This window comes from Shewanella sp. MTB7 (genome assembly GCF_027571385.1).
In the GTDB taxonomy this organism is placed as follows: domain Bacteria; phylum Pseudomonadota; class Gammaproteobacteria; order Enterobacterales; family Shewanellaceae; genus Shewanella.
Genome location: NZ_CP085636.1, coordinates 2,323,919 through 2,350,244, shown reverse-complemented (window position 1 = coordinate 2,350,244; position 26,326 = coordinate 2,323,919). Strand labels below are relative to the sequence as shown.

The window sequence follows — 26,326 nt, the reverse complement described above, 5'->3', positions numbered from 1 at the left end:
CATGTTGCATTTCCTACGCCCCGAATGGTTTTTCGCGCTACTACCTTTGCTTATCATCTTAATATTGATCTGGAAGAGCGAGCGATTAAACTCCAACTGGAGTCACTATATCTCCCCCCATCTAGCCAATTTTTTAGTATCAAAAAGCCAACAAGTTAAACGTAGCAATCTAGGTTATCTCGCTGTATCTTGGTTTATTGCCGTGCTTGCACTTTCTGGACCAGCAATATCTAAGCAATCTTTACCCGTTTATGAAGCTGCACAAGGTCGAGTCATTATCATGGATATGTCCCTGTCGATGTACGCAACGGATCTGTCCCCCAATAGACTGACCCAGGCAAAATTTAAAGCAACGGATCTGATTGAAGCTTTAACAGAGGGAGAGACAGGACTTATCGCCTATGCTGGCGATGCGTTTACCATCAGTCCACTGACGCGAGACAGAGCGACATTACTCAACTTATTACCCACTCTTTCACCGGACATAATGCCAGTGAGAGGGTCGAACCTGCCCGCAGCATTAGCACAAGGAAAAAGCCTTCTTACGCAGGGTGGCCATATTCGTGGCGATATTATTTTACTTACCGATGGGGTAAGCACAAATCAGATTAATGCAGCTAAAAAAGTACTGCAAGGCACGCAATACCGCCTTTCAATATTGGCATTAGGCAGTAAACAAGGCTCGCCTATCCGTTTACCTGGAGGGCAACTATTGCGCGATAGAAGCGATCAGGTGGTGATTGCCAAAACAGATTATTCACAGCTCAATGAACTAACCCAAAGCGCTGATGGCATTTTGGTTCCCTTTCGAAGCGATGGCGCTGATTTACAACAATTAACCTCATGGTTAGACACAAGTGGCGACACTAAAGCCACAGAGCTTAACGGCGAAGTCTGGCAAGATGCAGGTCCCTACATCGCTTTATTGCTACTGCTCCCAGTACTCTTGAGTTTTAGACACGGTTTAGTCGCCTCCATACTGGTTTTTGCTATTTATCAGCCCTCCCCTGTTGAAGCTTCCACTTGGGATGATTTATGGAAAACCAAAGATCAACAAGGCATGCAGGCTTATAAAACACAAGATTACACCAATGCATCGACTACCTTCACCTCTCCTCAGTGGCAGGCGAGTGCTCACTATAAAGCCGGCGAGTATGACGAGGCACTCAGTTTATTTGAACAAGATAGCAGCGCATTTGGTCTCTATAACCAAGGCAACGCTCTGATGCAAAAAGGCGAATTTGAAGAAGCTGCAAAACGCTATTCAAGTGCACTTGAACTCGACCCTAATCTTGAAGGTGCAGAAGACAATCACCAACTTGCAGAAAAATTAGCCCAGCAAAAACAAGATAAGCCTGAAAGCGACTCAGATAAGAGCGACAATTCTGACAAGAATGAAGATTCAGATCAGAAAGACAAAGACGACAAGCAAAACCAAGATCAGCAATCGGATCAGAACAAAGAGTCCGAACAAGATAAAGGCAAAGATCAGGACCAACAGTCAGATCAAGAGCAAGGTTCAGAACAAAATAGTAAAGAACAGCAGCAGAACTCTGAACAATCAGATTCAGATCAAAATGAGCAGCAATCATCCCAAGAGCAAGATAACGAGGCAGAGATGCAAGCGGATCCTAATCAAAAACAGGATGAGCCTCAGAACGCTGATGATCAACCAAAGCAATCCCCTGAAGCCCAGCAGACAGCTAAAGCTGAAGAGGAAAAAAATGCTGCACAAGAGCAAACTGCAGAAGCTCAAGCCCCACAGCAGAATCAAGATGAAAACCAAGCTGATGGCAATGAGCAACAAGCTCAAACAGCACAGGCTGTATCCGGACCTGAAGACCTGACACCAGAAATGGAGCGAGCAATGCGTGGCTTAGTCGATGACCCTCAAGTGTTACTTAGAAATAAGATGCAACTGGAGTATCAGAAACGTCGTATGCAAGGCTTAACATCTAAGGAGCATGAACAGTGGTAGATACTAATAAGCTATTACTTAATATAAATCAGCAAGATATTATATCTTCCATGGGTTTCAATATGATTTCAAAGGATCTCGAACAGTGCTAATACGACAACTTTTTCTTTTAGCCCTCATTACGCTATCAACCTCTTTCCCTAGCTTTGCCCTGACTAGCATCGAAGCCAGCGTCGACCGTAACCCCGCCGTCGAGGGACAATATTTGGTGCTGACCATTGAAGCTGACGATGACGTCAGTACAGGAAAGTTGGATACTTCAGCCCTACTTAAAGACTTTATTGTCGGACGGACCAGTGTCAGCCGCAATACTCAAATTATTAATTTCGATGCGAGTAGAAAAACCACCTGGCAGGTTCTGCTCGCTCCATTGCACGCTGGTAATGTTCAGATCCCAGCATTGACCATCGATGGTGTTAGCTCCGCCCCTATTTCATTGGCAGTCGTTACCGCCAATAGTCAACCTGAACAGATGGAAAGTCTGTTTATTCGCGGCACCTTATCGACAGATGAAGCTTATGTGGGTCAGATGATCACCTACAAGGTTAAACTTTATCTGGCAGTGGATCTGCAACGAGGCGTGCTCAGTGCGCCAACACCTGATGGGGCGCAAATCAAGCAGCTCGGTGAAGATATTGATAAAACCGAAATAGTTAATGGAAAGCGCTATCGAGTCATTGAGCGAACCTATAGCATCATCGCCGATCAACCTGGAGAGCTGACCATCGACGGCGCTGGTTTCTCTGGTGATGTTTTAGTGCAATCATCAAGACGTGGTGGCATGTTTTCCTTTAATGAAAGCAAGCCCATGCAAGCAAAGGCACCCAAAGAGATCATATTGATCAACCCAATACCTAATGAATTTCACGGAGAGTGGTTAGTTTCGGATCTCGTTGCGCTCAATGAAGATTGGCCTACCGAGCCTCAAGAGTATGAGGTCGGTACGCCGATCACTCGTACCATTAACTTGTTAGCTTCCAACACAGATGAAACCAGTTTACCAGAATTAACGATTCAGCTTCCTCCTGAGTTAAAAAGCTATCCAGAAAAATCCCTAAGAAAAACCTTTCTCCGTGATAAACAGATGGTCTCTCAACTGACACAAACATTGGCAATAGTCCCGACCAAAGCAGGCATTTATACTTTACCCGAAATCCGCGTCCCGTGGTGGAACCCCTTCACCAAGCAACAGGAACTTGCAAGCTTACCCGCCCGTACTATTAAGGTGATTAGCAATCAAAATATAGCAAGTGAGTTGCCAGTTCTAGACTTTGAGACTCAAACTTCATCAACGAACGGATTCTGGCCATGGTTAACTCTGCTGTTTGCCACCTTATGGATAATCACTGTGATCCTGTGGCGTAAAGCACTTACACGGCCAAGCATAGGCAAGCCTAACGTTAATGATACATCCACTCCCAATGTTGCTAAACCTACTGATTCAGCATTACAACAATTTGAAGTTGCCTGCCACGAGAAAGAAGTCGGAAAAGTGCTTTCGACATTGCAAATATACTTCAGTGAAACTTACAAACAAACCATGACACTCAATGAGATCGCAGCTTTATCAGAGACGCTTAACACTGCCATTAATGAGCTGCAAATAAGTGCATTTAGCCGCAGTAAGACCGAGCTGGATTATGCGCTAATTTTATCGGCGGTCAAATCTACACCGCACCCAAGAGCACAAAAAAATCACAGCCCACTAGCAAAACTAAACCCTAGCTAACACAGCTTTAAACACGAGCACAAGAGGTTAACTTTGCATTAACCTCTTGCACTTAGTGTTCATAAGGTTAAGCTAACTCATACAGTTGTCGCTACTTGAAACCAGCATGAATTCGAAAATGTTTAATTTCTCGCGAAATAAAAAATCAACTACCACGGTCAATTCAGACATGGTAAGTAAACAAAGACGATACGATAGCCTTGTCAGGGCACTCCACTCAGATATCTTCCGCTATGGCTATTGGCTATGCGGCGATAAACATGTGGCGGAGGATATCACTCAAGAAACGTTTTTACGGGCGTGGCGTTCACTCGAGTCTTTGAAAGATGATAAGGCAGCTAAGGCATGGCTTATCACTATTCTTAGGCGCGAAAATGCCCGACGTTTTGAACGTAAACAATTTAACTATTCCGATGTAGAACAAGAGAGTCTTGAAGATCATATCTCCTCCAGTTCTGAAGAGCAGGCAGAGCAATACCTGATCCGTAAGCAAATTGCCAAACTAGAAATTGAGTACCGTGAGCCACTTCTTTTGCAAATTATTGGTGGGTTTAGTGGTGAAGAGATAGCAGGAATTTTAGATCTAAACCGTAATACGGTGATGACCAGATTATTTAGAGCACGTAACCAATTGAAAGATGTATTAGAACAACCCCAAGTACGAGGTCAATCCAATGGATGAGCTGAAATTTAGACGACAGGCTTATGGCGATCCTAACAGCCAAGATCCAGACTTTTTGTCTGAGATGCATAACTCGGTGGAGCAAGAGGCATTCGTTAATGACCTTAAAAAGCTAGACTGCAAAATAGAGCGAGCATTAAACATAGATGTCCCCGAAGATCTCGCGGCAAAACTATTACTTAATCAACAGCTACATCAACATCAATATCAACGTAGACGTTCTGGGTTTACCCTGGCGATGGTCGCTTCTGTCGCATTTATAGCTGGAATTAGCTTCACTCTGTTAAGAATGGCTCCGGTTGATTTGGGTCAACATGCACTGGCTCATGTTTACCATGAAACAAAAGCAATGGAGGCGGATAATAACGTCAAGTACTCTGATGTTAACTTTCAACTGGCTTCGTTAGGTACCTTAGGTAATTCTCATTTTACTCAGCAACCTGGTAAGGTTTATTACAGCACTTTTTGTGACTTTCAAGGGGTTCAAAGTTTACATTTAGTTATGCAAGGTGAGCACAGTAAGGTCACACTCTTTATTGTACCAGTAGAGCACCGTATGGTGCTTGAAGCAGCCTTTGCCGATAATAAGTACAAAGGCAATGGTTTTGTCAAAGATAACGCCTATATGTTGCTTGTGGGCGAGACAAGCGAAGATATTAATTTCGTTAAAAAAGAGGTTGAGCAAACGTTCATCTAACGTATTTAACTGATGATATGACCTATCACCATATTTTATCGCGACAGGTCATATCATCAGCAAGTTCCACATCACACTTCACATCCAGTTTGAGATTCACCTCTAACATCTGCTAGCATGTCGCTCACATTTAAAAATAACAAGAAATGGCAATAGCATGAGCATTGAACTACCTATCTTAATTACCTTTATCGGCTACCTCTCCCTCATGATGGGGATCGGTCTTTGGGCCTATAAAGCCACCGACTCTGTCGACGACTATATTCTAGGTGGCAGGGGCATGGGTCCAGCTGTTACTGCCTTAAGTGTTGGCGCATCTGACATGTCAGGATGGCTACTTCTCGGTTTACCCGGTGCAATTTACCTCGGTGGTTTAGGAGAAGCTTGGATCGGCATTGGTTTAGTATTTGGTGCTTGGTTAAACTGGTTGTTCGTTGCGCAGCGCTTACGTGTTTATACCGAATTTACCGACAATGCACTCACCTTACCCGACTTTTTTGAAAAACGTTTTGAGGACAGCAAGGGATTAATCAAGCTTGTCTCAGCCATCACCATCTTGGTTTTTTTCACCTTCTATGCCTCATCAGGTATGGTTGGTGGTGCAATACTGTTTGAAAAAGTATTTGGTTTGGACTACACCTTAGCCCTAATCATCGGCTCAAGCATCATAGTCGCATACACCTTCGTAGGTGGTTTTTTAGCAGTCAGCTGGACCGATTTCTTTCAGGGTTGCTTAATGTTAATTGCACTGTTAATCGTGCCTGTCGCCATTTTTTCCCAGCCTCAAACACAAAGTGCTCTCGATGCTATCGATCCTGCAATGCTAACGATGTTTAATGAAAACACGACCTTTATTGGTTTAATTTCATTGCTCGCCTGGGGACTGGGATACTTTGGTCAACCCCACATACTTTCACGCTTTATGGCAATAAAAAACCCCAACGATATTCCATTATCCCGCCGTATCGCCATGAGTTGGATGCTGATAGCGCTGGTTGGGGCCTTAGCAACTGGGATAGCAGGAAGTCTGTATTTTGCCAGCGAGCCACTGACTAATCCTGAGACTGTATTCATTCATTTGGCCCACGCCGCATTTAATCCTTGGATCGGTGGTCTGCTTATCGCCGCTATTCTTTCAGCAATTATGAGTACTATCGATTCTCAGCTGTTAGTCTGTTCGAGCGTGATCACCGAAGACTTCTACAAAAAGTGGTTACGACCAGAAGCGAGCAGTAAAGAGCTGATGTTAGTTGGCCGGATCGGTGTACTGGTCATTGCTGTTATCGCTGGTATCGTTGCTCTTAACCCAGAAAGCAGTGTACTTGGTCTAGTAAGCTACGCTTGGGCAGGTTTTGGTGCGGCATTCGGTCCTGTGGTACTGCTCTCACTTTTCTGGAAAGATTATAGCCGTAACGGCGCAGTCGCCACTATCGTTGTTGGTGCTGTAACTGTTGTCGTTTGGAAACAATTATCCGGTGGTATTTTTGATGTCTATGAGATTTTACCTGGCTTCATTTTTGCCACGCTAACGGGTGTCATAGTCAGTCGAATTTCAGCACCATCGGACGCTGTAAAAGAACAGTTTAGAGTATTTACTTCAAAACTTTAAATAGTATAAATAAGGCTTTCAGAGCGATAAACTTCATTTTGGCGTACACGTGTACGCCAAAATAACTATTTATTTTTCAGGCTATGATTTACAAGGTGTTAACCTTTATTCAAATGCGCACAATCCCTTAATCTTGCTACAGATAAGCACCTTAGCCCTTAATTAAAATACCACCGCTATTATCATTGTTTTTATCTGCTTAAAATTAACAAAAACACAACTTGCAAACCTAACTGGTCGGAGTTGTTGGCCGTCACATCCATCCCTACTATGCACTGGTCTAATAAATGGATCCCACATTGAGTCTTACATTCAATCAGAAAGTGGGGCCGTAAATAATTGAGAGTTATGATGAAGAATTTCAACAAGAGCTTTAACAAAACAATGCTAGCTGTAGCCGTAACACTTGCCAGCTCACAAGCTATGGCAGCAGGCTTTCAGATAAACGCCCAATCAGCAACAGGGATTGGCCGTGCATTTGCAGGTGATGCCGTCATAGCTGATAACGCATCAGTGCTTTCCCGTAACCCAGCCGCGATGGCATTGTTTGATGAAAAACAACTTTCAATGGGTGTCACTTATGCTGATGTACAAGTTGAAGTTAAAGATGTTGCCATGGGTGATATTCACTACGGTGGAGTCGATGACGGAGCAGAAGCAAAAATCATCCCTAACTTTTATTATGTTAGCCCAGTAAACGACAAGTTCGCTTACGGCGTGGCTATGTTCAGTAACTTCGGTACCGGTACTGATACGGGTGATCTAGCTAAGCCTGTAGAGATCCCTGGATTTGGAAAAGTACCAGCACCAGTCGACTTACTAGGTGAAACTGAAGTTACTACCATCAACTTCAACCTAAGTGCGTCATACCGCATTAACGACCACTTCAGCGTGGGTGCTGGTCTAGACGTGATCTATGGTTCTGGCTTACTCACTCGCTCTGGTGAGTTACCATTTGGAGAAAATGGCACTTATATTCCAGTAGACTTAGTTGATGTTGATGCTGACGGGATCGCATTTGGTGGTATCGTAGGCGCAGTATACGAAATCAATGACGATAACCGTTTTGGTGTGAGCTACCGCTTCAGCCCAGAGTTCACTGCTGATGGTACTGTCACCTCAAGTTTTGTTGATTACCAAGAGATCAATATTCCCCTTCCAGATATCTTCCAGGTTGCTGGTTTCCACCAGCTAACAGAAAAGTTTGCACTGCACTACACTGCGCAGATGACAACTTGGGGCGACTTCCACGAAATTACTCTTGATCCAGGTGAGATACCTTTAAAAAAGTATGCTTGGGATGACTCTTGGTTATTCAGTGTAGGTGGTACTTACACACTTAATGATAGCTGGACACTGCGTGCAGGTTACATGCACGACCAAGGTGTAGTAGGTGAAGTCAGCTCTATCTCAATCCCAGACTCTGACCGTCAGTGGTACACTATGGGGGCGACATACACCCTATCTAACCACACTAGCCTTGATTTCGGTATCGCATTCGTTCGCGGCGAAGAAACTCACCTAACTGAAGTAAGTGAAATTCTTGGCCCAATCAATGCTACGACAACGTCAAATGCAACTTACTACTCAATGCAATACAACTACAAGTTCTAATCTTTTAGTTTAGTGATTCCAGTTGAGCGCACTTAAGTGCTAGCGGCATTCAGTTAATCTTATTTTAGTTGAATACCGTTCTATATTGTGTTGTTAAGCGGCCTACCTTGGCCGTTTTCTTTTCCTCAAACTCCCTCCCCTTTAATCCTTCATAAGATACTTGGCTACAGCTTGATAGGCTGGTAACGAGGTTGGGTCAATCTTCGAGTTTGCAGCCGAAGGAAAAGACGAGAACCGCACGATAACCATTTCAGCGACCGGATCCACATAAATGGTCTGCCCATGTACACCCCTCGCAGCAAAAGCACCATGCTCGTTGTGCATGACCCACCACATGCTGTGATAACTGCCGCCTTCAAGTGTTTTGTATCCAGCCTTCGCAAAAGCTTTCTTGTCGCCACCGACCCGAATATTTTCCACCACCTCTTGTGGGAATAACCTCTACCCATTGATCTTTCCGCTGTTCAGCATTAATTGCCCGATTCGACCCAAGTCACGTAAGCCAGCACTCAATCCACCGCCCGCGAAAGGGATCCCCTTGGCGTCTACGGTCATATAGCCATCCTGCTCTGCTCCCATTTTCATCCAGATCCGCTCAGACAGTAGACTAGCAATATCTTTTCCTGTGACTTTGGATATAATCCAACCAAGTGCATCAGAGTTGACTGTTTTGTAACCGAAAGCCTCGCCGTGCTTGATGTCGTCTTGTTTAAGGGTTTGCAGATATTCGAAATAACCGTTGGGGCCTTTATAGCCATTCGATTTCGGTAAAGGGCTAGCTGCCTTTGAGTAAACCCAGATATCTGCGTTTGGATTCCCATAGTCCTCACTGTACTTAAGTGATGTGGTCATATCCATGACTTGTCGCACGGTGGCACTACCAAACGCGCTGTCCTTGAGTTCAGGGATGATGGTTGCAACCTTGGCAGTAGGGTTGAGTAACCCCTCAACGACAAGGATCTCAGCAAGCAGGCCTGTAAGGGACTTGGTCATCGACATGGCGGCATGTTTACCCATGTCGTTGAGGCAGTCAGAATATGCTTCGTAAACGATCCGCCCCTTATGCAGCACGAGCATTCCATCTGTGTAGTTTACCGATAACGACGCCTTCCAAGTCATGGACTTATTACTGCCGAGAGGTTTGAACGTGACTGAGTCAATGCCACTATCTAGGGCATAGGCCATCGGAACGGGCACCCCGATGCCTCTGCTCACTTCTTTAGTGGGCATCAGTTCACGGATGTGACAAACGGTCCAGCGCATCTTCGGAAAGCTGAAGAAGTCCGACTCTGGCTGCATGATGAGCTTATCCTGAGGTGGCGGAAATCCCTGCATCCAACCAAGTTTGATGGGATTAGACTCGCTGTCAGTCAGAGGAGCCGACGCCACCTCATGAGCCCAGATGTTCGAGACAAAGGTGACGGCTAAAACAGAGAGTGTGAATACGATTTTAGTAGTTGAAGACGACATTGATGAATCCTCCTTTCCAGTCAGGGGCATTTCCTCCAGCGGCATCATTGATACCGGCACCCGGAATAGAGATGCTTAATCCTGCAGTTAGATAAATGTTAGAAAAAATAACAAACAAAATAACAAAATAACAAAGACATCCATTTTAATTTCCAAAATAACAAAGACATCCATTTTAATTTCTATCTAACAGTACCTCATTTCAAATGACTGAAGGGGATTATTCCTCCCATCAATCATAATGAAAGGGGAATCTATTCACTAAAAACTCAACTATCTATAAACTATCGACTATTTACCTGAAATTCAAACATAAAAAGTGCCAAACGGCTGCTTGGTTATAGAATGGGTATGTGATTTATAGAGTTGTTATGCGCTATCTAACCATCGGTGGCAGTTAGCTGCTCCTTGCCTTCGTTTGCGTTCTGAGTGTTCGCAATAAGCATCAAGCTCTTGAAGTGTTCCTACGGCGCCTTTAAATAGCTTGGTAAATTCACTGGTGATTTTCAACCAGTTTTCTTGGGGGAGGTTAAGCCTATCTAGCAACTGTAGTGAACTTTGAGTAATAGCCCCACGTTTATCACTTCTGATTATTCGCCCTGTATCATCAACAAGTTGCAGATAGTCCTTAGCATTAAACATCAACCCGTTGACCATATCTTTCCGCTCGTCCCCTACAAACGGTAACAATGACGTTGGTTGCTCACCTTTCATAGCTGCCTTAATGCGTCTTTGAATGCTGGTGAAATCGGAAGTGTCTGGCGTCTTGGCTATTTTTGCGCGTATCGGGTTTAAATCGACATATGCCATGCAAGCAAGAACCGCGGTTTCATCAAGTAGCGCTTGGGACTTAAACCTCCCCTCCCAAAATCGGCCTTTACACTTATCTTCAGCATTAGCTTTACGGGCAATAGGTTCATTCAATGCTCGCATGAACCACGAGATATCCATCAACCTTATACGATACTCTTTAACCCGTTTATTGATGATGGTTTGTTGATAGGATTCAAGTGTTTCACCTTTAATGAAGTCATGATTAAGGCTATCGCCTTTGAACAACTTTTGCCATTGAGACACCACTTCTATATCTGACCAGCTTCGAACCAAATCAGCATCAACTCGCAATACCAGATGTATATGATTACTCATCACTACATAGGCACAAATATCGATAGCGAACACAGAAGCTAACTCTAACAGTCGATTTTCAACCCAGCCTCGTCTATGCTCATATGACTGACCAGTATAACGATCAACTCCGCATAAAAAAGCCTTTCTAACACAACGAGATACACAGTGATAATAGGATGTATCTTCCAAACTAACTAGTGCTTTCCTTGGTGTAGGCATAACAACCCCTCCTCTACAACGCTTACTTAATCTTAGTCAAGGATTCTTCTTCTAACAATTGTGGGTGTCTTGGGTATTTCTTTGTTGCCCATTTAGACGATACTGATATGGTCGATAAGAATTATTCTTCAGTGGAGTCTGAAGGTATGTTTTTACGGCCACTTCAAGACAAAAAGCAGTTCATTACATTTAGAACATAAGCAATTTAAAGGCGATTGACACTTTAGGTGTTGATGGTAGTCAATGATTAATAAAGTTATAGCCCCAAGCTTTCGTAACAAGGGACTTTTTTACTGTTTCGACTTATATTTCAATATCATTTTTAAGTGATAAAAGCATGAGGTACACAAGGCCAAGAGGTGGGAATATTCCGCCAAGAGCCCCCAGAATAGCCACAATCACTGGTGTGTTTGTTTTTCTTTTACCTAGATAGTAACTCAACACGCCAACTAAAATCATAAATGGCAATACAACCATAGCAAATAATCCTGAGCTTAACGTCATAATAAACACCTTATATTTTCTTGCCAATTAAAGCGGGTTTCTGCACACAATTTCAGTGCTGTTTGAACAATCAATAACTGTAATGGTGCCTTTAGGAACTCTTGATGTATCTGCAATATTCACAGCTAACCCATGAGCTTTAAAAGCAGTTAGAAGCGATTGCCATGAAGTGAGTGACATTCCTGAAACGTCATAACTATCAGTGAATGGATTATCTTTTTTTAAGTCAATTACTAATCCATTCTTACCTGTAATTTTTATGAACTTTAAATGGGCAAAACCATCATAATCAATAAAATCAAAAACAGCATAAGCTACTGTGTTATCTGAAAAAGTGAATTTAACAGCAGGTGCACTGAAAGTTATGCCGGTAGAAATCGTTTTAGTAAATACGTCCAATGCAATAAAGAATTTACTAACAACTGAGGTGTCAAATAATGACAGAGAATCGTAGTAGCTTATAACTTTACCTCCATTGTCTGATGGAGAAACAATATCTAATCCACTAGGTAATACTTCTTTAGGGACTTCGACTGCTCTCTGTGAAATTGCTTGGTTGAGATCGTTAGTCGTATCGGCTAAATCTGTAAATAAATTTAGCTCAGCATTCATTAGATTTAACGAATGTCTGCCGTCAAAGTTTTTTCAAGCCAACAGTCATAAATAAAACCACCTTCACCATCTGGTTCTCTACCATTGGGTATGCATACAGTTTTAGAGTCTTTATATTTTTTTACCTCATAATTTTCAAAGTTCATAACGCTCAAGTAGATATGTTCTCTATGTATTGCGTTATCTTTCGCTACCTGAGTAAATTGCGCCTAGGTAACACAGCTGTCGCATTCCACATGGTATGAGTCTAGAGCTGATGTAGAAAACGGAACAGCGGCCATAAAACACAATGTTGATAGTAACTTCATATTAAAATTCCTTTTTAGTAAATACTCTTTTTGTGCATTCTTATGTTGCAATACACTTTATAAAGCAAATAATTCACAATAGATATACCTTAACGCAACCAATTGAATCGTATCAATATGTACAGGGTTCTTTCGAGCGGGATACTCACTTGTAGCGGGAGTGATTAGCATATTAATTATTTTAAATTAATTTTTGCTAGCCTTAAGCATCATCAACAAAGGGTTATGGAATTTTAATATTTTGGTTGGCCGTTGTTGTCACAATAAGTAGTTTTACATTTTGGGTAGCCTGTGCAGCCGTACCACAGACCTGGGCTATCCCTGCTAGAGAAGATGAATATAGGACATTTGCTTAGCAGCTAGTCCTAGAGTAAAACGAACCGAGTTAGTGTAAGACATACCAGCAAGTTGCTATGACACTTGATTTGATGATGAGACAATCAGACTGCTCTACTTAAAACCTAACAGCCGCTAGGGCTTTAAAGAAGCCGTGTAGATGATCAGGAAAGTAGAGGCAAATATCCATCAGGGCCAGAGGTTAACCTCATAAACAGGCCGAATATATGGGTGCAATGAACTCTTCTCAAAATTGATATCAAATGTCTTGCAAACGGGATAGGCCATATATTCGGCTGCGGACGTTGATGGCATGAATGCCATCGTCGAGCCTCCATGGAAGGATTTACGGCGGTTCGCAGAAGTAACTGCACATAGGTTTTGTTTCGCATCCGTGATCACAACTTTGGTACATCCTGACCTTATAGGGATATGGGACATGTCATGATGATGTAGGGAACATAATTGACCTGCCTTCACGACATTTGTGCTCTGACCTCCACGACGGGCAATAGGTAGCAATGTAGTTAAACACACTCCCTAATACCCACTGACCTACAGGCTTCATTCGAAGATTGATGAACAGCAGGATTTCAAGGTATAAAAAAACCACCCGAAGGTGGTTTTTCAATCTCTAATATCAACCATCATATTCTTCATATAATGGCTAGACAAATACTAAAACTTAAGGCATCAGCGTGTCTTGATCTGCGCCTTCTTTTTCTATCTCAACAGGCATCATGTGTTCGCGGTTAATCCCAAGCTTAATCGCCAAGAAACTCGCAACATAGACAGAAGAGAAAGTACCGACAAATATTCCCATTAGCAATGCAGTAGCAAAACCATGGATCATGGTGCCGCCCTTAAGAAATAGCGCAACAACCACAACCAAAGTTGTACCAGTCGTGATAATGGTACGACTCATGGTTTGAGTAATTGAAGTGTTAACAACCTCTTCTGGCGTACTCTTACGCATCTTGAGGAAGTTCTCACGAATACGATCGAATACCACTATCGTATCATTAAGAGAGTAACCTACCACTGTCAGCACACCTGCTAATACAGTCAGATCAAAATCTAACTGGAACAGTGAGAATACGCCTAATGTGATGATCACATCGTGAGCCAGTGCTGCCACTGCGCCCACAGCTAAGCGCCATTCGAACCGGAAGGAAACATAAAAAAGAATACAGATAAGCGCAACCAATACCGCTAATCCGCCCTGCTCTGCCAGTTCTTTACCTATCTGAGGACCAACGACTTCAACACGCTTTTGGATCACTTGTGGATCCAAGGTGATTGCGGCATCCATAACTTGGACAACTTGAATATCGGTAGCAATACCCGCTTTAACAGGAAGACGAACCAATATGTCTCTGCTAGAACCAAAGTTCTGTACCACAGCCCCATCAGTTTCAACACTGGCTAGCTTAACACGCAGTTGCTCTAAGTTGATGGGTGATGAGAACTCAAGCTCAACAACGGTACCACCGGTAAAATCCAGTCCCCAGTTAATGCCTTTCGTCGCTAATGAGGTTAACGATCCAAGCACTAATACCAGAGATAGAATACTGATTGGCAGCGCATGGCGAAGGAAGTCGATCGTGCCTTTTATTGATAAAATCTGATACATAATCATGCCTCCTTATATAGAAAGTTTCTTAACGCGTTTACCACCCCAAATAGCATTAACTATTGAGCGAGTTCCCACGATAGAGGTAAACATAGACGTTGCAATACCGATCATCAGCGTCACAGCGAAGCCTTTAACCGCACCAGTACCAACAGCAAACAGGATAAGCGCGGTCATAAAGGTGGTGATGTTGGCATCAGCAATGGTTGAGAATGCATTGCCATAACCTTCATGAATAGCTTGCTGAACACTACGACCGTTACGTAACTCTTCACGAATACGCTCGTAGATAAGCACGTTACCATCAACAGCCATACCGACTGTCAACACCATACCGGCAATACCCGGCAGCGTAAGCACAGCGCCTGGGATCATCGACATAACACCAACAACCATCACTAGGTTAGCCGTTAGCGCTAAGTTAGCGATAAGACCAAAAGCACGGTAGTAGATCAGCATAAAGATAAGTACAACAGCCATACCCCAGATCATCGCTTGAACACCGTTCTGGATATTTTCTTTACCTAGGCTTGGACCAATCGTACGCTCCTCTACAATCGTCACCGGGGCAATCAAGGCGCCAGCACGAAGTAGTAGCGCTAAATTTTGTGCTTCAGCGTGTTCAAGACCTGTGATAACGAAGTTACGACCAAGACGTGCTTGGATGGTTGCAACAGAGATAACTTCTTCAATCTTCTGCATCTTGATGCTGCCATCAGGATTTCTATCACCATTATCTTTATACTCAATGAATAGGGTCGCCATTGGTTTACCAATGTTGTCCTTAGTCACATTTGAAAAGATTGACCCGCCTTTAGAGTCCAAGTTAATGCTCACCTGAGGACGACTGTACTCATCAAAACTTGGTTGTGCACCTTGAATATGATCACCGGTCAACATAACCGCTTTTTGCAGCACGACTTGACCACCATTTCGGCGATTATAAACTTGAGAACTTGGAGAAATTCGACCACTCGCAGCGGCGGCTGCGTCGGCTTTCTCATCAACCATGTGGAATTCAATTGATGCCGTTGCGCCTAGAATATCTTTAGCGCGAGCTGTGTCTTGAACACCTGGCAGCTCAACAATTATACGTTCAGCACCTTGACGTTGTACCACAGGCTCTGCGACACCCAGCTCATTCACACGATTACGGATCGTGGTGATGTTTTGCTGTAGGGCTTCCTCTTTTACCTGTTTAACATAAGCTTCGCTTAGCGTAGCCCGAAGTGCATAGTTGTCGCCTGATGAAATATCATTAAACACCATGTCATTACCACGGGTCTTTAGAAAACGTTCGGCTTTACCTAAGTTCTCTGCATCACGGAACTTAATTTCAATCCCTTTAGGTGTATTTCGAATCCCTGCATAACGAATTTTTTCGCCACGTAGATCGGTTCTAAAGTCTGACATTTTAGCTTCTGTCATCTTTCGAACTGCTTCGCCCATGTCCACTTCCATAAGGAAATGCACACCACCACGTAGATCCAGACCTAACTTCATCGGGCTGCCACCCATTGACTCAAGCCAATCTGGTGTAGCTGGAGCCAAGTTCAAGGCGACGATGTATTTATCACCTAGCGATTCGACAATCGCTTCTTTCGCTAACAGTTGTTGTTCGCCATTACTCACTCGAACTAATAACTGACCATTTTCAAGCTCAGAGCGTTTTACCGTGATATTCTTACTCGCAAGAATATCGTTTACAGTCGACTGAGTCGTCGCCGTAACCTCAGCACCTCGGGTAGCCACAACCTGTACGGCATAGTCTTCCCCAAAGAGATTCGGGATCGCATAGAAAAAACCCACAGAGATGATAATTATCACCATTAGGTTCTTCCACATTGGATATTTATTTAACACACCATCGCCCTCTTAGCTTAAAGTGACTTAATAGAGCCTTTAGGCAATACGGCCGCTATGTAATCCTTCTTGATTGTGATTTCAGTTGCATCATTAATTGACAACAACACATAGTCATTTTCGTCATTAATTTTAGCAATCTTACCTAAAATGCCACCACTAGTGAGGACTTCATCACCTTTGCTCAATGAACCCATTAAGCTTTTATGCTCTTTAACACGCTTAGATTGTGGACGGAAAATCATGAAGTAAAAAATCAGGCCGAATATAACCAACATGAAAACAAGTTCCATAGTGCCACCGGCGCCAGTAACTGCAGTATCTGCAGCGTGTGCATTTGATATAAACATAGTGTTCTCTTCTTATTTAACAGTGTAAAAATTAATCGATTAATTCTGGAACTTCAGGGACTTCGCGACCTTGACTGGTATAGAAGTCCTCAACAAAGGCCTCTAATGTACCTGTCTCGATAGCACCGCGCAAACCTTCCATCAATCTTTGGTAGTACCTTAGGTTGTGAATGGTGTTTAAACGAGCACCCAAAATTTCATTACAACGATCTAAATGGTACAAATACGCCCGTGAGTAGTTCTTACAGGTATAACAGTCACACTTATCATCGAGTGTTGCTGTATCATCACGATGACGAGCATTACGTATCTTGATAACACCTTCACTGGTAAACAGATGACCATTTCGAGCATTACGAGTTGGCATAACACAATCAAACATGTCAACACCACGTCGTACGCCTTCAACTAAATCTTCTGGCTTACCGACCCCCATCAAATATCTAGGTTTGTCATTTGGGATCTGAGGACATACATGCTCAAGAATACGGTGCATGTCTTCTTTCGGCTCACCGACTGCCAAACCACCAACGGCATAACCGTCGAAACCAATATTGACTAGACCATTAAGACTTTCGTCACGAAGATCTTCATACACACCGCCTTGGATAATCCCAAACAGTGAATTTGGATTCTCTAGTCTATCAAACTCATCACGTGAACGTTGAGCCCAACGCAGTGACATTTGCATCGATTTGCGTGCTTCATCTTCTGTCGCAGGATAAGGCGTACATTCGTCAAAAATCATCACCACATCGCTGCCCAATGAGTTTTGGATCTGGATAGACTTTTCAGGGTCTAAGAAGATCTTCTCACCATTGATAGGCGAACGAAAATGAACTCCTTCTTCGGTGATCTTACGAATATCGCCTAAGCTAAATACCTGAAACCCACCCGAATCGGTAAGAATAGGACGCTGCCAATTCATAAAATCATGCAGATCACCATGCTTACGCATGATCTCCTCACCAGGACGAAGCCATAAATGGAAAGTATTACCCAGTAGGATATCAGCGCCGGTTTCACGCACTTCTTCTGGCGTCATCCCTTTCACGGTGCCGTAAGTACCAACAGGCATAAATGCCGGCGTCTCTACCGTACCACGTTCAAATATCAAACGTCCGCGACGTGCACGGCCATCGGTTGTATCTAATTCAAATTTCATTTTATATCCTTGCCAGAAAAACAGTCTGACTCATACAAGCCCGTATCCAATACCGAGCCGAAGTAAACATAGGAGATAAGGCCAAACTATTGAGGATCAACCCTTAACCCTAAAATGGCAGCTAAAAAAAACCCACCGCTTAAAGTGGGTGGGTATTTTAAACCAAATTTTGCTATTAGTTCGCTTTTTTAGTCACAAACATGGCATCACCATAGCTAAAGAAGCGGTATTTTTGAGCAATCGCATGTTGATAGGCGTTTTTTACCTCATCGAAACCAGCAAAAGCACTCAGTAGCATAATTAAGGTAGATTCAGGCAGATGGAAATTGGTCACCATGGCATCAATGATTTTGAACTGATACCCAGGATAAATAAAGATATCGGTGTCACCACAAAATGCCTGCAGTTGAGCTTCACTTGCCTTAGCGGCACTCTCTAATGAACGAACTGAAGTCGTCCCCACGGCAATCACCCGGCCACCGTTAGCTTTAGTACAAACGATTTTATCAACAACCTCTTGAGTAACTTCAGCCCACTCTGAATGCATCTTATGATCAAGAATGTCATCCACTTTAACAGGTTGAAAAGTACCAGCACCCACATGCAAGGTAACGAACGCAGTATCGACACCTTTATCTTTTAACCTGTTTAGCAATTCGTCATCGAAATGCAGTCCAGCTGTTGGCGCTGCCACTGCGCCAGGAGTATGATTATAAACGGTCTGATAACGCTCTTTATCCGCGTCTTCATCAGGACGGTCAATATAGGGAGGAAGAGGCATATGGCCCACCTCCTCTAACACTTCAAGAATGGTTTTTTCCTCATTAAGCTCAAGTTCAAACAGCGCATCATGACGGGCAAGCATGGTCATCTGGTAACCACCATCCAAACAAATCTTTGAGTTGACCTTAGGCGACTTAGAACTTCTGACATGGGCTAAGATACGCTTATCATCAAGCATACGCTCTACAAGCACCTCAAGCTTTCCGCCAGTTTCCTTTTGACCAAAAAGTCGTGCTGGGATAACACGCGTGTTATTAAACACCATAAGATCGCCAGGATTAACCATGTCTAAAATATCGATAAACTGTTTATCTCTCAGCAGCCCACTACTACCCTCTAAGGATAATAAACGAGACGAAGTACGTTCTGGCATAGGATAGCGAGCGATCAGCTCATCGGGAAGTTCAAAAGAAAAATCGGTAACGCGCATGGTTGGTCTCTGCTTTGACATAAATCGTGCGCTAGTTTATTGGTAGAGGCAGATAAGATCAACAATCAGTTTTATTATCTTTACTCTCAGCATTGACTTCTATATCAAAATTTCCCTTTCGATAACTATATTGTTCAAAGGGAATATCAAACTCTACACGCTTACGTTGAAGCGGCTCTTTTTTGGTGAAAATTTTAGAAAACCAGTCCCACATCATCCTTGATCCTATAAACCGATATTTGATAAGAAAATAAATTTAAAAGACGCACATCCTTAAGACAAACCTAATTCCACAATTAAAATGAGCAAAAGCTATCTTAGCATCTAGGCGCATGATACCGTGAATCAAGCATTTTCAACAAGAAAATTAACAAACCAGTTATGAACTTTCTCGCACATCTCCATCTCGCAGATAATAGTAAAACCAGCCTTGCGGCTAACTTAGCAGGAGATTTTGCTAAAGGTAATATTGCCGACTTCCCTAAACATCTTCAACAAGGGATCTGGTTGCACAGACAAATAGACCAGTTAACCGATAACCATGAATTAACGAAAGATCTACTGCAAAAATTTCCAGTCACACTCAGAAGAGCAGCCCCTATTTTAATTGATCTCGCGTTCGACCATATGTTAGCTAAATATTGGGATGAGTATCACAATGACAGCTTAGAGGCCTTTTCAACGCGAGCTTATAATGAAATAGATAAGTGTGAGCAACTACCTGAAGGTCTACAACAAATCGCAGCTAAGATCCGTAACGAAAATTGGCTAATGGCATATAAAAATAGAAAAGGGCTAAATCAAACCATTGAGTCCGTGGCTAAACGAATTTCAAAACCTGAGATCTTTAGCGGGGCAGCTCAAACAGTCGAAACCTTAGATATTGAAATAGAAATAGCGTTTAGAACTTTTTATCCCCAACTAATGGCATACAGCCGGATCTGGACTAGACAGACCCCAAGTGAGTACCTCTCAGTCGATTAAAACAATCCAAAATATGAACCTGCTACATCTAACAGGTTCATATTTTGGATATTAATCAGAACTTATATTTGCTAAAATTACCTCGCAACAGGAGAATCCATGCAAATATTCACTTATACCCCACCCTCAATACCTTGGTTAGATATTCGATATAAAGATCGAGATCTTATTATTATTAATAAACCTTCGGGCTTACTTTCAAACCCTGGTCGCGCTGAAAATACCTTTGATTGTGCATTAAACCGTTTATTACAGCGTTATCCTGAAGCAATCTTGGTTCACCGACTTGATTGTGCCACCTCCGGCATCATGGTATTTGCGCTCAATAAAAAAGCAGAATCAAATATAAAAACGCAATTCCAAAATAGATTGAGTAAAAAAACATATATTGCTGAAGTTAAAGGACACCTTGAAATAAACGAAGGGGTGATCGAATTAGCAATGAAAGCCGATAGTGAACGACCACCTTTACAAAAAATAGCCCAAGATGGAAAACCCTCTAAAACCTATTATAAAGTGCTTGAACACCGAGAAAATAGCACCTTAGTCGAATTAAACCCAGTAACAGGACGTACTCATCAACTTAGGCTGCATATGCTGGCAATAGGGCATCCGATCTTAGGCGATGACTTTTATGGCGATAAAGAACTGATCGAGGCGTCTCACAGACTCTGTCTGCATGCGATGGCACTGAGTATCACTCATCCCTATTCAGGAAAAATGTTAACCTTTACCAGTAAACACCCTTTTACTGATTAACATATCTAATCGCTAGAGCCTTTAGTATCAATGCTCTAGCTATTAAACAGAATTAAACTGGTTTGGCGGTATAAAAACAGCTGGCGGAATTACAAAACTGCAGAGTTTGTCCCTCTGATAAAAGAAAATATTCACCAAAAATGTTGCCTCCAACATCCTCAAGCTTTAATCCTTCAGGCGTTGATGTTGCTTGGATCTCATCTAAACTGTGGCAGCCATCGTTGTACCAAGTCTCCAAAAAAATCTTATCATTTTCTTGATAAAGCGTGATTTTATCTCCTACAGAATCTCGTTCATCTATCCAACGGCCAACAATATCACGCTTTTCAGCCTCGATAGCCTGCCAACCTAAGCGTTGCCTTTTTTCAACAACTGACATTTTAATCACTTTAAGCAATTCACTACTATCGACTTTAAATGCATTTTCTTGTTTGACTGCAACCACTGGCATCATTGTTGTCTCACCCCATTAACGCTACAGATGCTAATAATCTGTAACGCTTACGCCTTATAAGAAAATAAAGAGTTAATTTAATTAAGTGTATCGCAAAAGAAAAATAAAAACGCGATCTAAATCACTTTATATGCACCACTTTTAGCAAAGTAACCCAAACGACCTAACCCATCGGATGAGTAGAAAATACTCAAACTCGAGCGCTAAAATTTGATATAAATGATATCGGTAAAATAATAATCATAAAATAATTAACTGTCGTCACTTTCGTTGATTTAATTAATCAACATTAACAGTAGCTTGTCCCTACAGGAAGTCTATGAAGAACTATAATCGCCGTGCATTTTTAAAAGCCGCAGGTATCACAACAGCAAGTCTTGTCACTGCTGGGTTAACTCTACCCATATCAGCCCATACAATTAAAATGCCACCAAAACCTCACAATGGTAAAAGTGTCATGGGGCTGACATCTCCTAAATTAGACGTAGTAAGAGTGGGGTTTATCGGTGTAGGTCAGCGTGGCTATGGCCATGTGAAGCACTTTTGTCATCTTGAGGGCATCGAAATTAACGCTATCTGCGATACGCATCAAACCGTACTCGATAGAGCAATAGCGTTTGTGGTTGAACAGGATCGACCAAAGCCTACGGCTTACACAGGCAGTGAACATGCTTACCAAGAGATGCTTAAGCGTGATGATATCGATATTGTCATTATCTCAACCCCATGGGAATGGCATGCTCCTATGGCCATAGATACCATGGAAAATGATAAGCATGCCTTTGTTGAAGTGCCTTTAGCCATGAGTGTCGAAGAGTGTTGGCAAATCGTTGATACGGCTGAGCGAACCCAAAAAAACTGCATGATGATGGAGAATGTTAATTACGGCCGTGATGAACTGATGGTATTAAACATGGTTCGCCAAGGTGTTTTCGGTGACCTGATCCACGGTGAGGCAGCTTATATACATGAATTACGTTGGCAGATGAAAGAGCTTGATTCTAAAACAGGCTCTTGGCGCACCTATTGGCATACTAAACGTAACGGAAACTTATATCCAACACATGGCTTAGGACCCGTCTCTCAATATATGAACATCAACCGTGGCGATCGTTTCGATTACCTCACCTCTATGAGCTCACCAGCTCTTGGGCGAGCGCTTTATGCTCAACGTGAATTCCCCGCTGATCATGAACGCAATCAACTCGAATTTATCAATGGTGATATGAATACCAGCTTAATTAAAACGGTAAACGGTCGCACTATCATGGTTCAGCATGACACGACGACGCCCAGACCCTATAGCCGCCATAACTTAATTCAAGGAACTAACGGCGTATTTGCAGGCTTCCCCAATAGAATAGCATTAGAGCATTCTCCATTTCACCTAAGTGATCAAGATGGCGGTGAAAGCTTCCATCGCTGGGATATGAACATGACAAGGTGGTACGACAAATACGATCACCCGCTTTGGCAACAAATGGGCCAAGAAGCCGAGAAAAATGGCGGTCATGGTGGTATGGATTTCTTAATGCTATGGCGCATGATTTACTGTTTACGTAATGGTGAAGCGTTAGATCAGGATGTTTATGATGGTGCTGCTTGGTCAGTGGTCAATATCTTAAGCGAGGAGTCGGTCAATAACAGAAGTAACTCTGTCACTTTTCCAGACTTCACTCGCGGCGCCTGGAAGACCGGCAAACCACTTGGCATAATAGGCGCTTAGGACTGCTCCCTTATTCGCGATTACGAAATAAAAAGCCTAACACAGTACCGTGTTAGGCTTTTTATTGCTCATACTTATAATGACAATTTATGCTCCAGCATTTTCCTTTCGTTCTGCCGCTTCACATGCCGCCGCTGTAAATATCACATCAGTTGAACTGTTCAGCCCCGTTTCAGCCGAATCTTGGATAACACCAATAATAAAGCCAATGGCAACCACTTGCATAGCAACATCGTTTGAAATACCAAATAGGCTACAAGCTAGTGGAATCAAAAGTAATGAGCCACCAGCAACACCTGAAGCGCCACATGCAGACACACCCGCAACCACACTTAATAAAATCGCAGTTAAAATATCGACTTGAATACCCATGGTGTTAGCAGCAGCTAACGTTAAGATAGTAATAGTGATCGCCGCACCGCCCATGTTGATTGTCGCACCCAGTGGAATAGACACTGAATAAGTATCTTCATGCAGCTTCAACTTTTCACACAATGCCATGTTGACTGGGATATTGGCAGCACTTGAACGAGTAAAGAAGGCAGTTACTCCACTTTCACGAATACAAGTGAACACTAATGGATATGGGTTACGGCGTATTTTAAAGTACACGATAGCCGGGTTAATAATTAACGCCATAATTGCCATTGCGCCTAACAGTACTAACAATAGGTGCATGTAACCTGCAATGGCAGCAAAACCGGTAGTCGCAAATGTTGCAGACACCAGACCAAAAATACCGATTGGTGCTAAGCGAATGATAAAACGCACCATTTGAGAGATACCGTGGCTCACATCTGCAAAAACTTGCTTAGTTGAATCGGTTGCATGATGTAAGGCTAAACCAAGACCAACACCCCAAGCCAAAATCCCAATATAGTTACCTGTCATTACCGCATTAACTGGGTTATCAACAAGCTGGAATAGCAAGGTATGAACAACCTCACCAATACCTTCTGGTGGTGATGCCTGCGCAGCATCCAGTGACAATACCAGCGTGGTAGGAAATGCAAAACTCATCAATACAGCTGTCACTGCCGCCGAGAATGTACCAAATAGATATAGGATCACAATCGGACGCATATTGGTTTTAGCATTTTTCTTTTGGTTTGCTATCGATGCCGCGACTAAGATGAAAACCAAAATTGGTGCTATCGCCTTTAATGCGCCAACAAATAACTCACCTAAAAACGCCACATTTTGTGCTGTGCTTTCAGAGAAACTGGCAACAATAATGCCCGCGATAATCCCAAATAGGATCTGCAGCACTAAGCTGCCATTAGCCAATTTGGCCAATAAAGATTGATTTTGCTTCATGGAGTAGCCTGTCACTTTATATTTATGATGATTAACAATCACCCCCCTAATATAACGGGGAAATGACGCTAACTGAATAGGTTAATTTTCTTTAATCAGAAGTTGTAACTAAACTGGCTACAGATGTCTAGTCATAGATTAAAAATAGACGACAATATTACCTATCAATAGCATTTCAATATCATGGTTCTAACTTTCCTCCTTGCTCTCTGCACCACGAAGCATGGCACTTATGAGCTCATGAGCATCAAATTTCTCTAAAGCTTCATTGGCCCCAACTTGTTGAGCTTGACCCACGCTGATCTCACTCGAAAGTGATGTATGCAGTATAATGTATGCTTGTGCTAAAGCGGGGGTGTTTTTCACTTCAAATGCCAGTTCATAACCGTCTAATCCAGGCATCTCAATATCACTGACTAACATATCTATTGGTTGATGGTTTTCAGCGGCGGCTTTCATTATCGATAGTGCATCATGTCCATCAGAAGTGACCTGATACGGGATATTAATTCTATCAAGCGCATCAGATAACTGTTTGCGTGCCACTTTAGAATCATCGACTAGAAGTATTCTTAGAGGCTTAAGCTTTTCTCGTTGCACATCGGTTAAAATTGGACGGCTGGTCTCAGGGCTCGCTGGGAATACTTTTGAAAGTAACAGTTCAACATCGAGGAGTTGCACCAAACCATCTTCAAAACGTGTCACTCCGGTCAAATAAGCATTAGAACCTAAATTGTTTGGCGGAGACTCAATGTCTCTCCAATTACATTCAATGATCTTATCAATACCTCGCACCAAAAAGCCTATCACCATACGCTGACAATCAGTGATGACAATATAGCTTTTAACTAACTCTTCCTTTGAAAGCCCCTGATATCCAACCGCTGCAGCCATATCGATAACAGGAATAGTGTTGCCCCTAATAGTAGCAGCCCCTAAAATCGTTGGATGAGAATGGGGGATGGCATGAAGTGGAGTGTAAGGTACAAGTTCACGTATTTTTAGCGTTCCCACAGCAAACAGTTGTCTGTGAGACAATCGAAAAAGTAATAACCCTTGTGATTGTGTAGCCTTACTCTTCATTAGGGGACCAATTTCTGACGACTATAATATTAGAAGTATAACCTTAAAATAATGAAAAAAAATTTCGATTTTAAAAAGAATACTAAATTGAGATTAAGATTTTGATTATATATAAAATTAAGTAATGAAACAGACCAAATTCTATGCCTGTATCCGGCAATAAAAGTGATAAAATAGCGAAGAGAAACTGAAGAGGTTTTGACTATATTAGACAAGAAAATGGCGTTTCTTTAGGTTAAGGGAAATTAGAGATTTATATGGCTAGAAAGGAATAAGGACCCTAATGAAATAAGATCCTAAACGAACAAACATATTCAATCTCTATGCAAAACACGTTTAATCTTGAAGTGCATACAACACATCAAATGCAAATTGGTCCCAGCCTTCTGCACTAAATGCAATATCCCTAACGGCACGAACTTGACTCACAGCATGCAGCGGGGCAGCACCATTTTCCATTAAATAATAGGCCATTAAAAGAGCCGTTCTATCCTTACCCGAGCGACAATGGATCAAGACCGGTAGCCCTTTCGCTTCACAATCACGAATAAAGGCCAATGCCTTTGGCAATTGCTCAACACAGATCTTCAAATCATCCTCTTGTGGCGGTACATTACTTGAAAATGGTATACATGCATAAACTAACTTAGCCTGTTTAATTTCAACTAAATCACAATCTTCTCCGCCATTGACGGAAAGTAGAGCTCCAATACCTGAACGTTTAATTTCATTCAGATCCCACACTTCCTTGTTAGGCCCACTGCGTCCAGCAATCTTGTCTTCGACTAACCAAAATAGATGCTGCATTATTACTACCTATTACAATTTAATTAAAAATAATTGAATCTATATACCCAAACTACCTGAAAATGCTCGTTTCAGAGGCCTTA

24 protein-coding genes are annotated in these 26,326 nt (G+C 42.5%); 9 read left to right on the top strand and 15 right to left on the bottom strand.

Translation table 11 applies throughout. The features are described from left to right. The first annotated feature begins 1 nt into the window (after position 1). The 6 genes from HWQ47_RS10040 (at position 2) to HWQ47_RS10015 (ending at position 8,309) form a co-directional block, all read left to right on the top strand. A complete protein-coding gene (locus tag HWQ47_RS10040) occupies positions 2-1,978 on the top strand; it encodes a VWA domain-containing protein (protein ID WP_269970977.1) in 1,977 nt (658 codons plus the stop codon). Positions 1,979-2,063: 85 nt separating this feature from the next. Further along, the gene (locus HWQ47_RS10035; RefSeq protein ID WP_269970976.1) at positions 2,064-3,707 is read left to right on the top strand and encodes a BatD family protein; all 1,644 of its coding nucleotides are present in this window, start codon (positions 2,064-2,066) and stop codon (positions 3,705-3,707) included. A gap of 118 nt (positions 3,708-3,825) precedes the next feature. Continuing rightward, positions 3,826-4,389, top strand: coding sequence for a sigma-70 family RNA polymerase sigma factor (locus HWQ47_RS10030; RefSeq protein WP_269971718.1), 564 nt, complete (start codon positions 3,826-3,828; stop codon positions 4,387-4,389). Beyond that, complete coding sequence (locus tag HWQ47_RS10025; protein ID WP_269970975.1) at positions 4,382-5,086, top strand: DUF3379 domain-containing protein; 705 nt, start codon at positions 4,382-4,384, stop codon at positions 5,084-5,086. Before HWQ47_RS10030 ends, HWQ47_RS10025 begins: the two co-directional genes overlap by 8 nt. A 157-nt stretch (positions 5,087-5,243) precedes the next feature. Continuing rightward, a complete protein-coding gene (gene putP, locus HWQ47_RS10020) occupies positions 5,244-6,695 on the top strand; it encodes a sodium/proline symporter PutP (RefSeq protein WP_269970974.1) in 1,452 nt (483 codons plus the stop codon). 348 nt (positions 6,696-7,043) lie between these two features. After that, positions 7,044-8,309 carry an OmpP1/FadL family transporter gene (locus HWQ47_RS10015; RefSeq protein WP_269970973.1) on the top strand — a complete coding sequence of 422 codons (1,266 nt, stop codon included), beginning with the start codon at positions 7,044-7,046 and terminating at the stop codon, positions 8,307-8,309. Positions 8,310-8,450: 141 nt separating this feature from the next. On the opposite strand, the gene HWQ47_RS10010 is transcribed toward HWQ47_RS10015, so the two are convergent. The 11 genes from HWQ47_RS10010 to HWQ47_RS09960 all read right to left on the bottom strand — a co-directional run bounded on the left by HWQ47_RS10010 (position 8,451) and on the right by HWQ47_RS09960 (position 19,330). Continuing rightward, a complete protein-coding gene (locus tag HWQ47_RS10010; RefSeq protein WP_269970972.1) occupies positions 8,451-8,729 on the bottom strand; it encodes a hypothetical protein in 279 nt (92 codons plus the stop codon). Between the two features lie 21 nt (positions 8,730-8,750). Then, complete coding sequence (locus HWQ47_RS10005) at positions 8,751-9,779, bottom strand: serine hydrolase domain-containing protein (RefSeq protein WP_269970971.1); 1,029 nt, start codon at positions 9,777-9,779, stop codon at positions 8,751-8,753. A gap of 369 nt (positions 9,780-10,148) precedes the next feature. Then, a complete protein-coding gene (locus HWQ47_RS10000) occupies positions 10,149-11,129 on the bottom strand; it encodes a transposase (RefSeq protein WP_269970970.1) in 981 nt (326 codons plus the stop codon). Positions 11,130-11,432: 303 nt separating this feature from the next. Next, positions 11,433-11,633, bottom strand: coding sequence for a hypothetical protein (locus tag HWQ47_RS09995; RefSeq protein ID WP_269970969.1), 201 nt, complete (start codon positions 11,631-11,633; stop codon positions 11,433-11,435). A gap of 27 nt (positions 11,634-11,660) precedes the next feature. Beyond that, positions 11,661-12,245, bottom strand: a complete 585-nt coding sequence (locus tag HWQ47_RS09990; protein WP_269970968.1) for a hypothetical protein — start codon at positions 12,243-12,245, stop codon at positions 11,661-11,663. A 1,329-nt stretch (positions 12,246-13,574) separates the two neighbouring features. Further along, a complete protein-coding gene (secF, locus tag HWQ47_RS09985; protein ID WP_269970967.1) occupies positions 13,575-14,522 on the bottom strand; it encodes a protein translocase subunit SecF in 948 nt (315 codons plus the stop codon). Positions 14,523-14,534: 12 nt separating this feature from the next. After that, entirely contained in the window at positions 14,535-16,385 is a 1,851-nt protein-coding gene (gene secD, locus HWQ47_RS09980) for a protein translocase subunit SecD (protein ID WP_269970966.1), read from the bottom strand. A gap of 17 nt (positions 16,386-16,402) precedes the next feature. Continuing rightward, positions 16,403-16,735, bottom strand: coding sequence for a preprotein translocase subunit YajC (yajC, locus tag HWQ47_RS09975; RefSeq protein ID WP_269970965.1), 333 nt, complete (start codon positions 16,733-16,735; stop codon positions 16,403-16,405). A 31-nt stretch (positions 16,736-16,766) separates the two neighbouring features. Next, positions 16,767-17,900, bottom strand: a complete 1,134-nt coding sequence (tgt, locus tag HWQ47_RS09970; protein WP_269970964.1) for a tRNA guanosine(34) transglycosylase Tgt — start codon at positions 17,898-17,900, stop codon at positions 16,767-16,769. Between the two features lie 175 nt (positions 17,901-18,075). Continuing rightward, positions 18,076-19,113 carry a tRNA preQ1(34) S-adenosylmethionine ribosyltransferase-isomerase QueA gene (queA, locus tag HWQ47_RS09965; protein WP_269971717.1) on the bottom strand — a complete coding sequence of 346 codons (1,038 nt, stop codon included), beginning with the start codon at positions 19,111-19,113 and terminating at the stop codon, positions 18,076-18,078. Positions 19,114-19,171: 58 nt separating this feature from the next. Next, entirely contained in the window at positions 19,172-19,330 is a 159-nt protein-coding gene (locus HWQ47_RS09960) for a hypothetical protein (RefSeq protein WP_269970963.1), read from the bottom strand. Positions 19,331-19,494: 164 nt separating this feature from the next. On the opposite strand from HWQ47_RS09960, the gene HWQ47_RS09955 reads away from it, so the two are divergent. After that, positions 19,495-20,097, top strand: a complete 603-nt coding sequence (locus HWQ47_RS09955) for an acyl carrier protein phosphodiesterase (protein ID WP_269970962.1) — start codon at positions 19,495-19,497, stop codon at positions 20,095-20,097. Between the two features lie 99 nt (positions 20,098-20,196). Further along, a complete protein-coding gene (locus HWQ47_RS09950; RefSeq protein ID WP_269970961.1) occupies positions 20,197-20,856 on the top strand; it encodes an RluA family pseudouridine synthase in 660 nt (219 codons plus the stop codon). 52 nt (positions 20,857-20,908) lie between these two features. Here the strand turns inward: HWQ47_RS09950 and HWQ47_RS09945 are convergent, their stop codons facing one another. Continuing rightward, on the bottom strand, positions 20,909-21,310 hold the full coding sequence (locus HWQ47_RS09945; protein WP_442802114.1) for a hypothetical protein: 402 nt from the start codon (positions 21,308-21,310) through the stop codon (positions 20,909-20,911). A 319-nt stretch (positions 21,311-21,629) separates the two neighbouring features. Between HWQ47_RS09945 and HWQ47_RS09940 the strand changes: the two genes are divergently transcribed. Then, a complete protein-coding gene (locus HWQ47_RS09940; RefSeq protein WP_269970960.1) occupies positions 21,630-23,036 on the top strand; it encodes a Gfo/Idh/MocA family protein in 1,407 nt (468 codons plus the stop codon). An 87-nt stretch (positions 23,037-23,123) separates the two neighbouring features. Here the strand turns inward: HWQ47_RS09940 and sstT are convergent, their stop codons facing one another. From sstT to HWQ47_RS09925, 3 genes are all read right to left on the bottom strand, one after another. Next, positions 23,124-24,353 carry a serine/threonine transporter SstT gene (gene sstT / locus HWQ47_RS09935; protein ID WP_269970959.1) on the bottom strand — a complete coding sequence of 410 codons (1,230 nt, stop codon included), beginning with the start codon at positions 24,351-24,353 and terminating at the stop codon, positions 23,124-23,126. Positions 24,354-24,542: 189 nt separating this feature from the next. Continuing rightward, on the bottom strand, positions 24,543-25,436 hold the full coding sequence (locus HWQ47_RS09930; RefSeq protein ID WP_269970958.1) for a chemotaxis protein CheV: 894 nt from the start codon (positions 25,434-25,436) through the stop codon (positions 24,543-24,545). Between the two features lie 336 nt (positions 25,437-25,772). Beyond that, positions 25,773-26,243 carry a dual specificity protein phosphatase family protein gene (locus tag HWQ47_RS09925; protein ID WP_269970957.1) on the bottom strand — a complete coding sequence of 157 codons (471 nt, stop codon included), beginning with the start codon at positions 26,241-26,243 and terminating at the stop codon, positions 25,773-25,775. Positions 26,244-26,326 lie beyond the last annotated feature (83 nt).

Coding starts and splice junctions, on each gene's coding strand:
- HWQ47_RS10040 (WP_269970977.1), top strand. CDS start 2: ATGTTGCATTTCCTACGCCCCGAATGGTTTTTCGCGCTACTACCTTTG.
- HWQ47_RS10030 (WP_269971718.1), top strand. CDS start 3,826: ATGTTTAATTTCTCGCGAAATAAAAAATCAACTACCACGGTCAATTCA.
- HWQ47_RS10025 (WP_269970975.1), top strand. CDS start 4,382: ATGGATGAGCTGAAATTTAGACGACAGGCTTATGGCGATCCTAACAGC.
- putP (WP_269970974.1), top strand. CDS start 5,244: ATGAGCATTGAACTACCTATCTTAATTACCTTTATCGGCTACCTCTCC.
- HWQ47_RS10015 (WP_269970973.1), top strand. CDS start 7,044: ATGATGAAGAATTTCAACAAGAGCTTTAACAAAACAATGCTAGCTGTA.
- HWQ47_RS10005 (WP_269970971.1), bottom strand. CDS start 9,779: ATGTCGTCTTCAACTACTAAAATCGTATTCACACTCTCTGTTTTAGCC.
- HWQ47_RS10000 (WP_269970970.1), bottom strand. CDS start 11,129: ATGCCTACACCAAGGAAAGCACTAGTTAGTTTGGAAGATACATCCTAT.
- HWQ47_RS09995 (WP_269970969.1), bottom strand. CDS start 11,633: ATGACGTTAAGCTCAGGATTATTTGCTATGGTTGTATTGCCATTTATG.
- HWQ47_RS09990 (WP_269970968.1), bottom strand. CDS start 12,245: ATGAATGCTGAGCTAAATTTATTTACAGATTTAGCCGATACGACTAAC.
- secF (WP_269970967.1), bottom strand. CDS start 14,522: ATGTATCAGATTTTATCAATAAAAGGCACGATCGACTTCCTTCGCCAT.
- yajC (WP_269970965.1), bottom strand. CDS start 16,735: ATGTTTATATCAAATGCACACGCTGCAGATACTGCAGTTACTGGCGCC.
- tgt (WP_269970964.1), bottom strand. CDS start 17,900: ATGAAATTTGAATTAGATACAACCGATGGCCGTGCACGTCGCGGACGT.
- queA (WP_269971717.1), bottom strand. CDS start 19,113: ATGCGCGTTACCGATTTTTCTTTTGAACTTCCCGATGAGCTGATCGCT.
- HWQ47_RS09960 (WP_269970963.1), bottom strand. CDS start 19,330: ATGATGTGGGACTGGTTTTCTAAAATTTTCACCAAAAAAGAGCCGCTT.
- HWQ47_RS09955 (WP_269970962.1), top strand. CDS start 19,495: ATGAACTTTCTCGCACATCTCCATCTCGCAGATAATAGTAAAACCAGC.
- HWQ47_RS09950 (WP_269970961.1), top strand. CDS start 20,197: ATGCAAATATTCACTTATACCCCACCCTCAATACCTTGGTTAGATATT.
- HWQ47_RS09945 (WP_442802114.1), bottom strand. CDS start 21,310: ATGATGCCAGTGGTTGCAGTCAAACAAGAAAATGCATTTAAAGTCGAT.
- HWQ47_RS09940 (WP_269970960.1), top strand. CDS start 21,630: ATGAAGAACTATAATCGCCGTGCATTTTTAAAAGCCGCAGGTATCACA.
- sstT (WP_269970959.1), bottom strand. CDS start 24,353: ATGAAGCAAAATCAATCTTTATTGGCCAAATTGGCTAATGGCAGCTTA.
- HWQ47_RS09930 (WP_269970958.1), bottom strand. CDS start 25,436: ATGAAGAGTAAGGCTACACAATCACAAGGGTTATTACTTTTTCGATTG.
- HWQ47_RS09925 (WP_269970957.1), bottom strand. CDS start 26,243: ATGCAGCATCTATTTTGGTTAGTCGAAGACAAGATTGCTGGACGCAGT.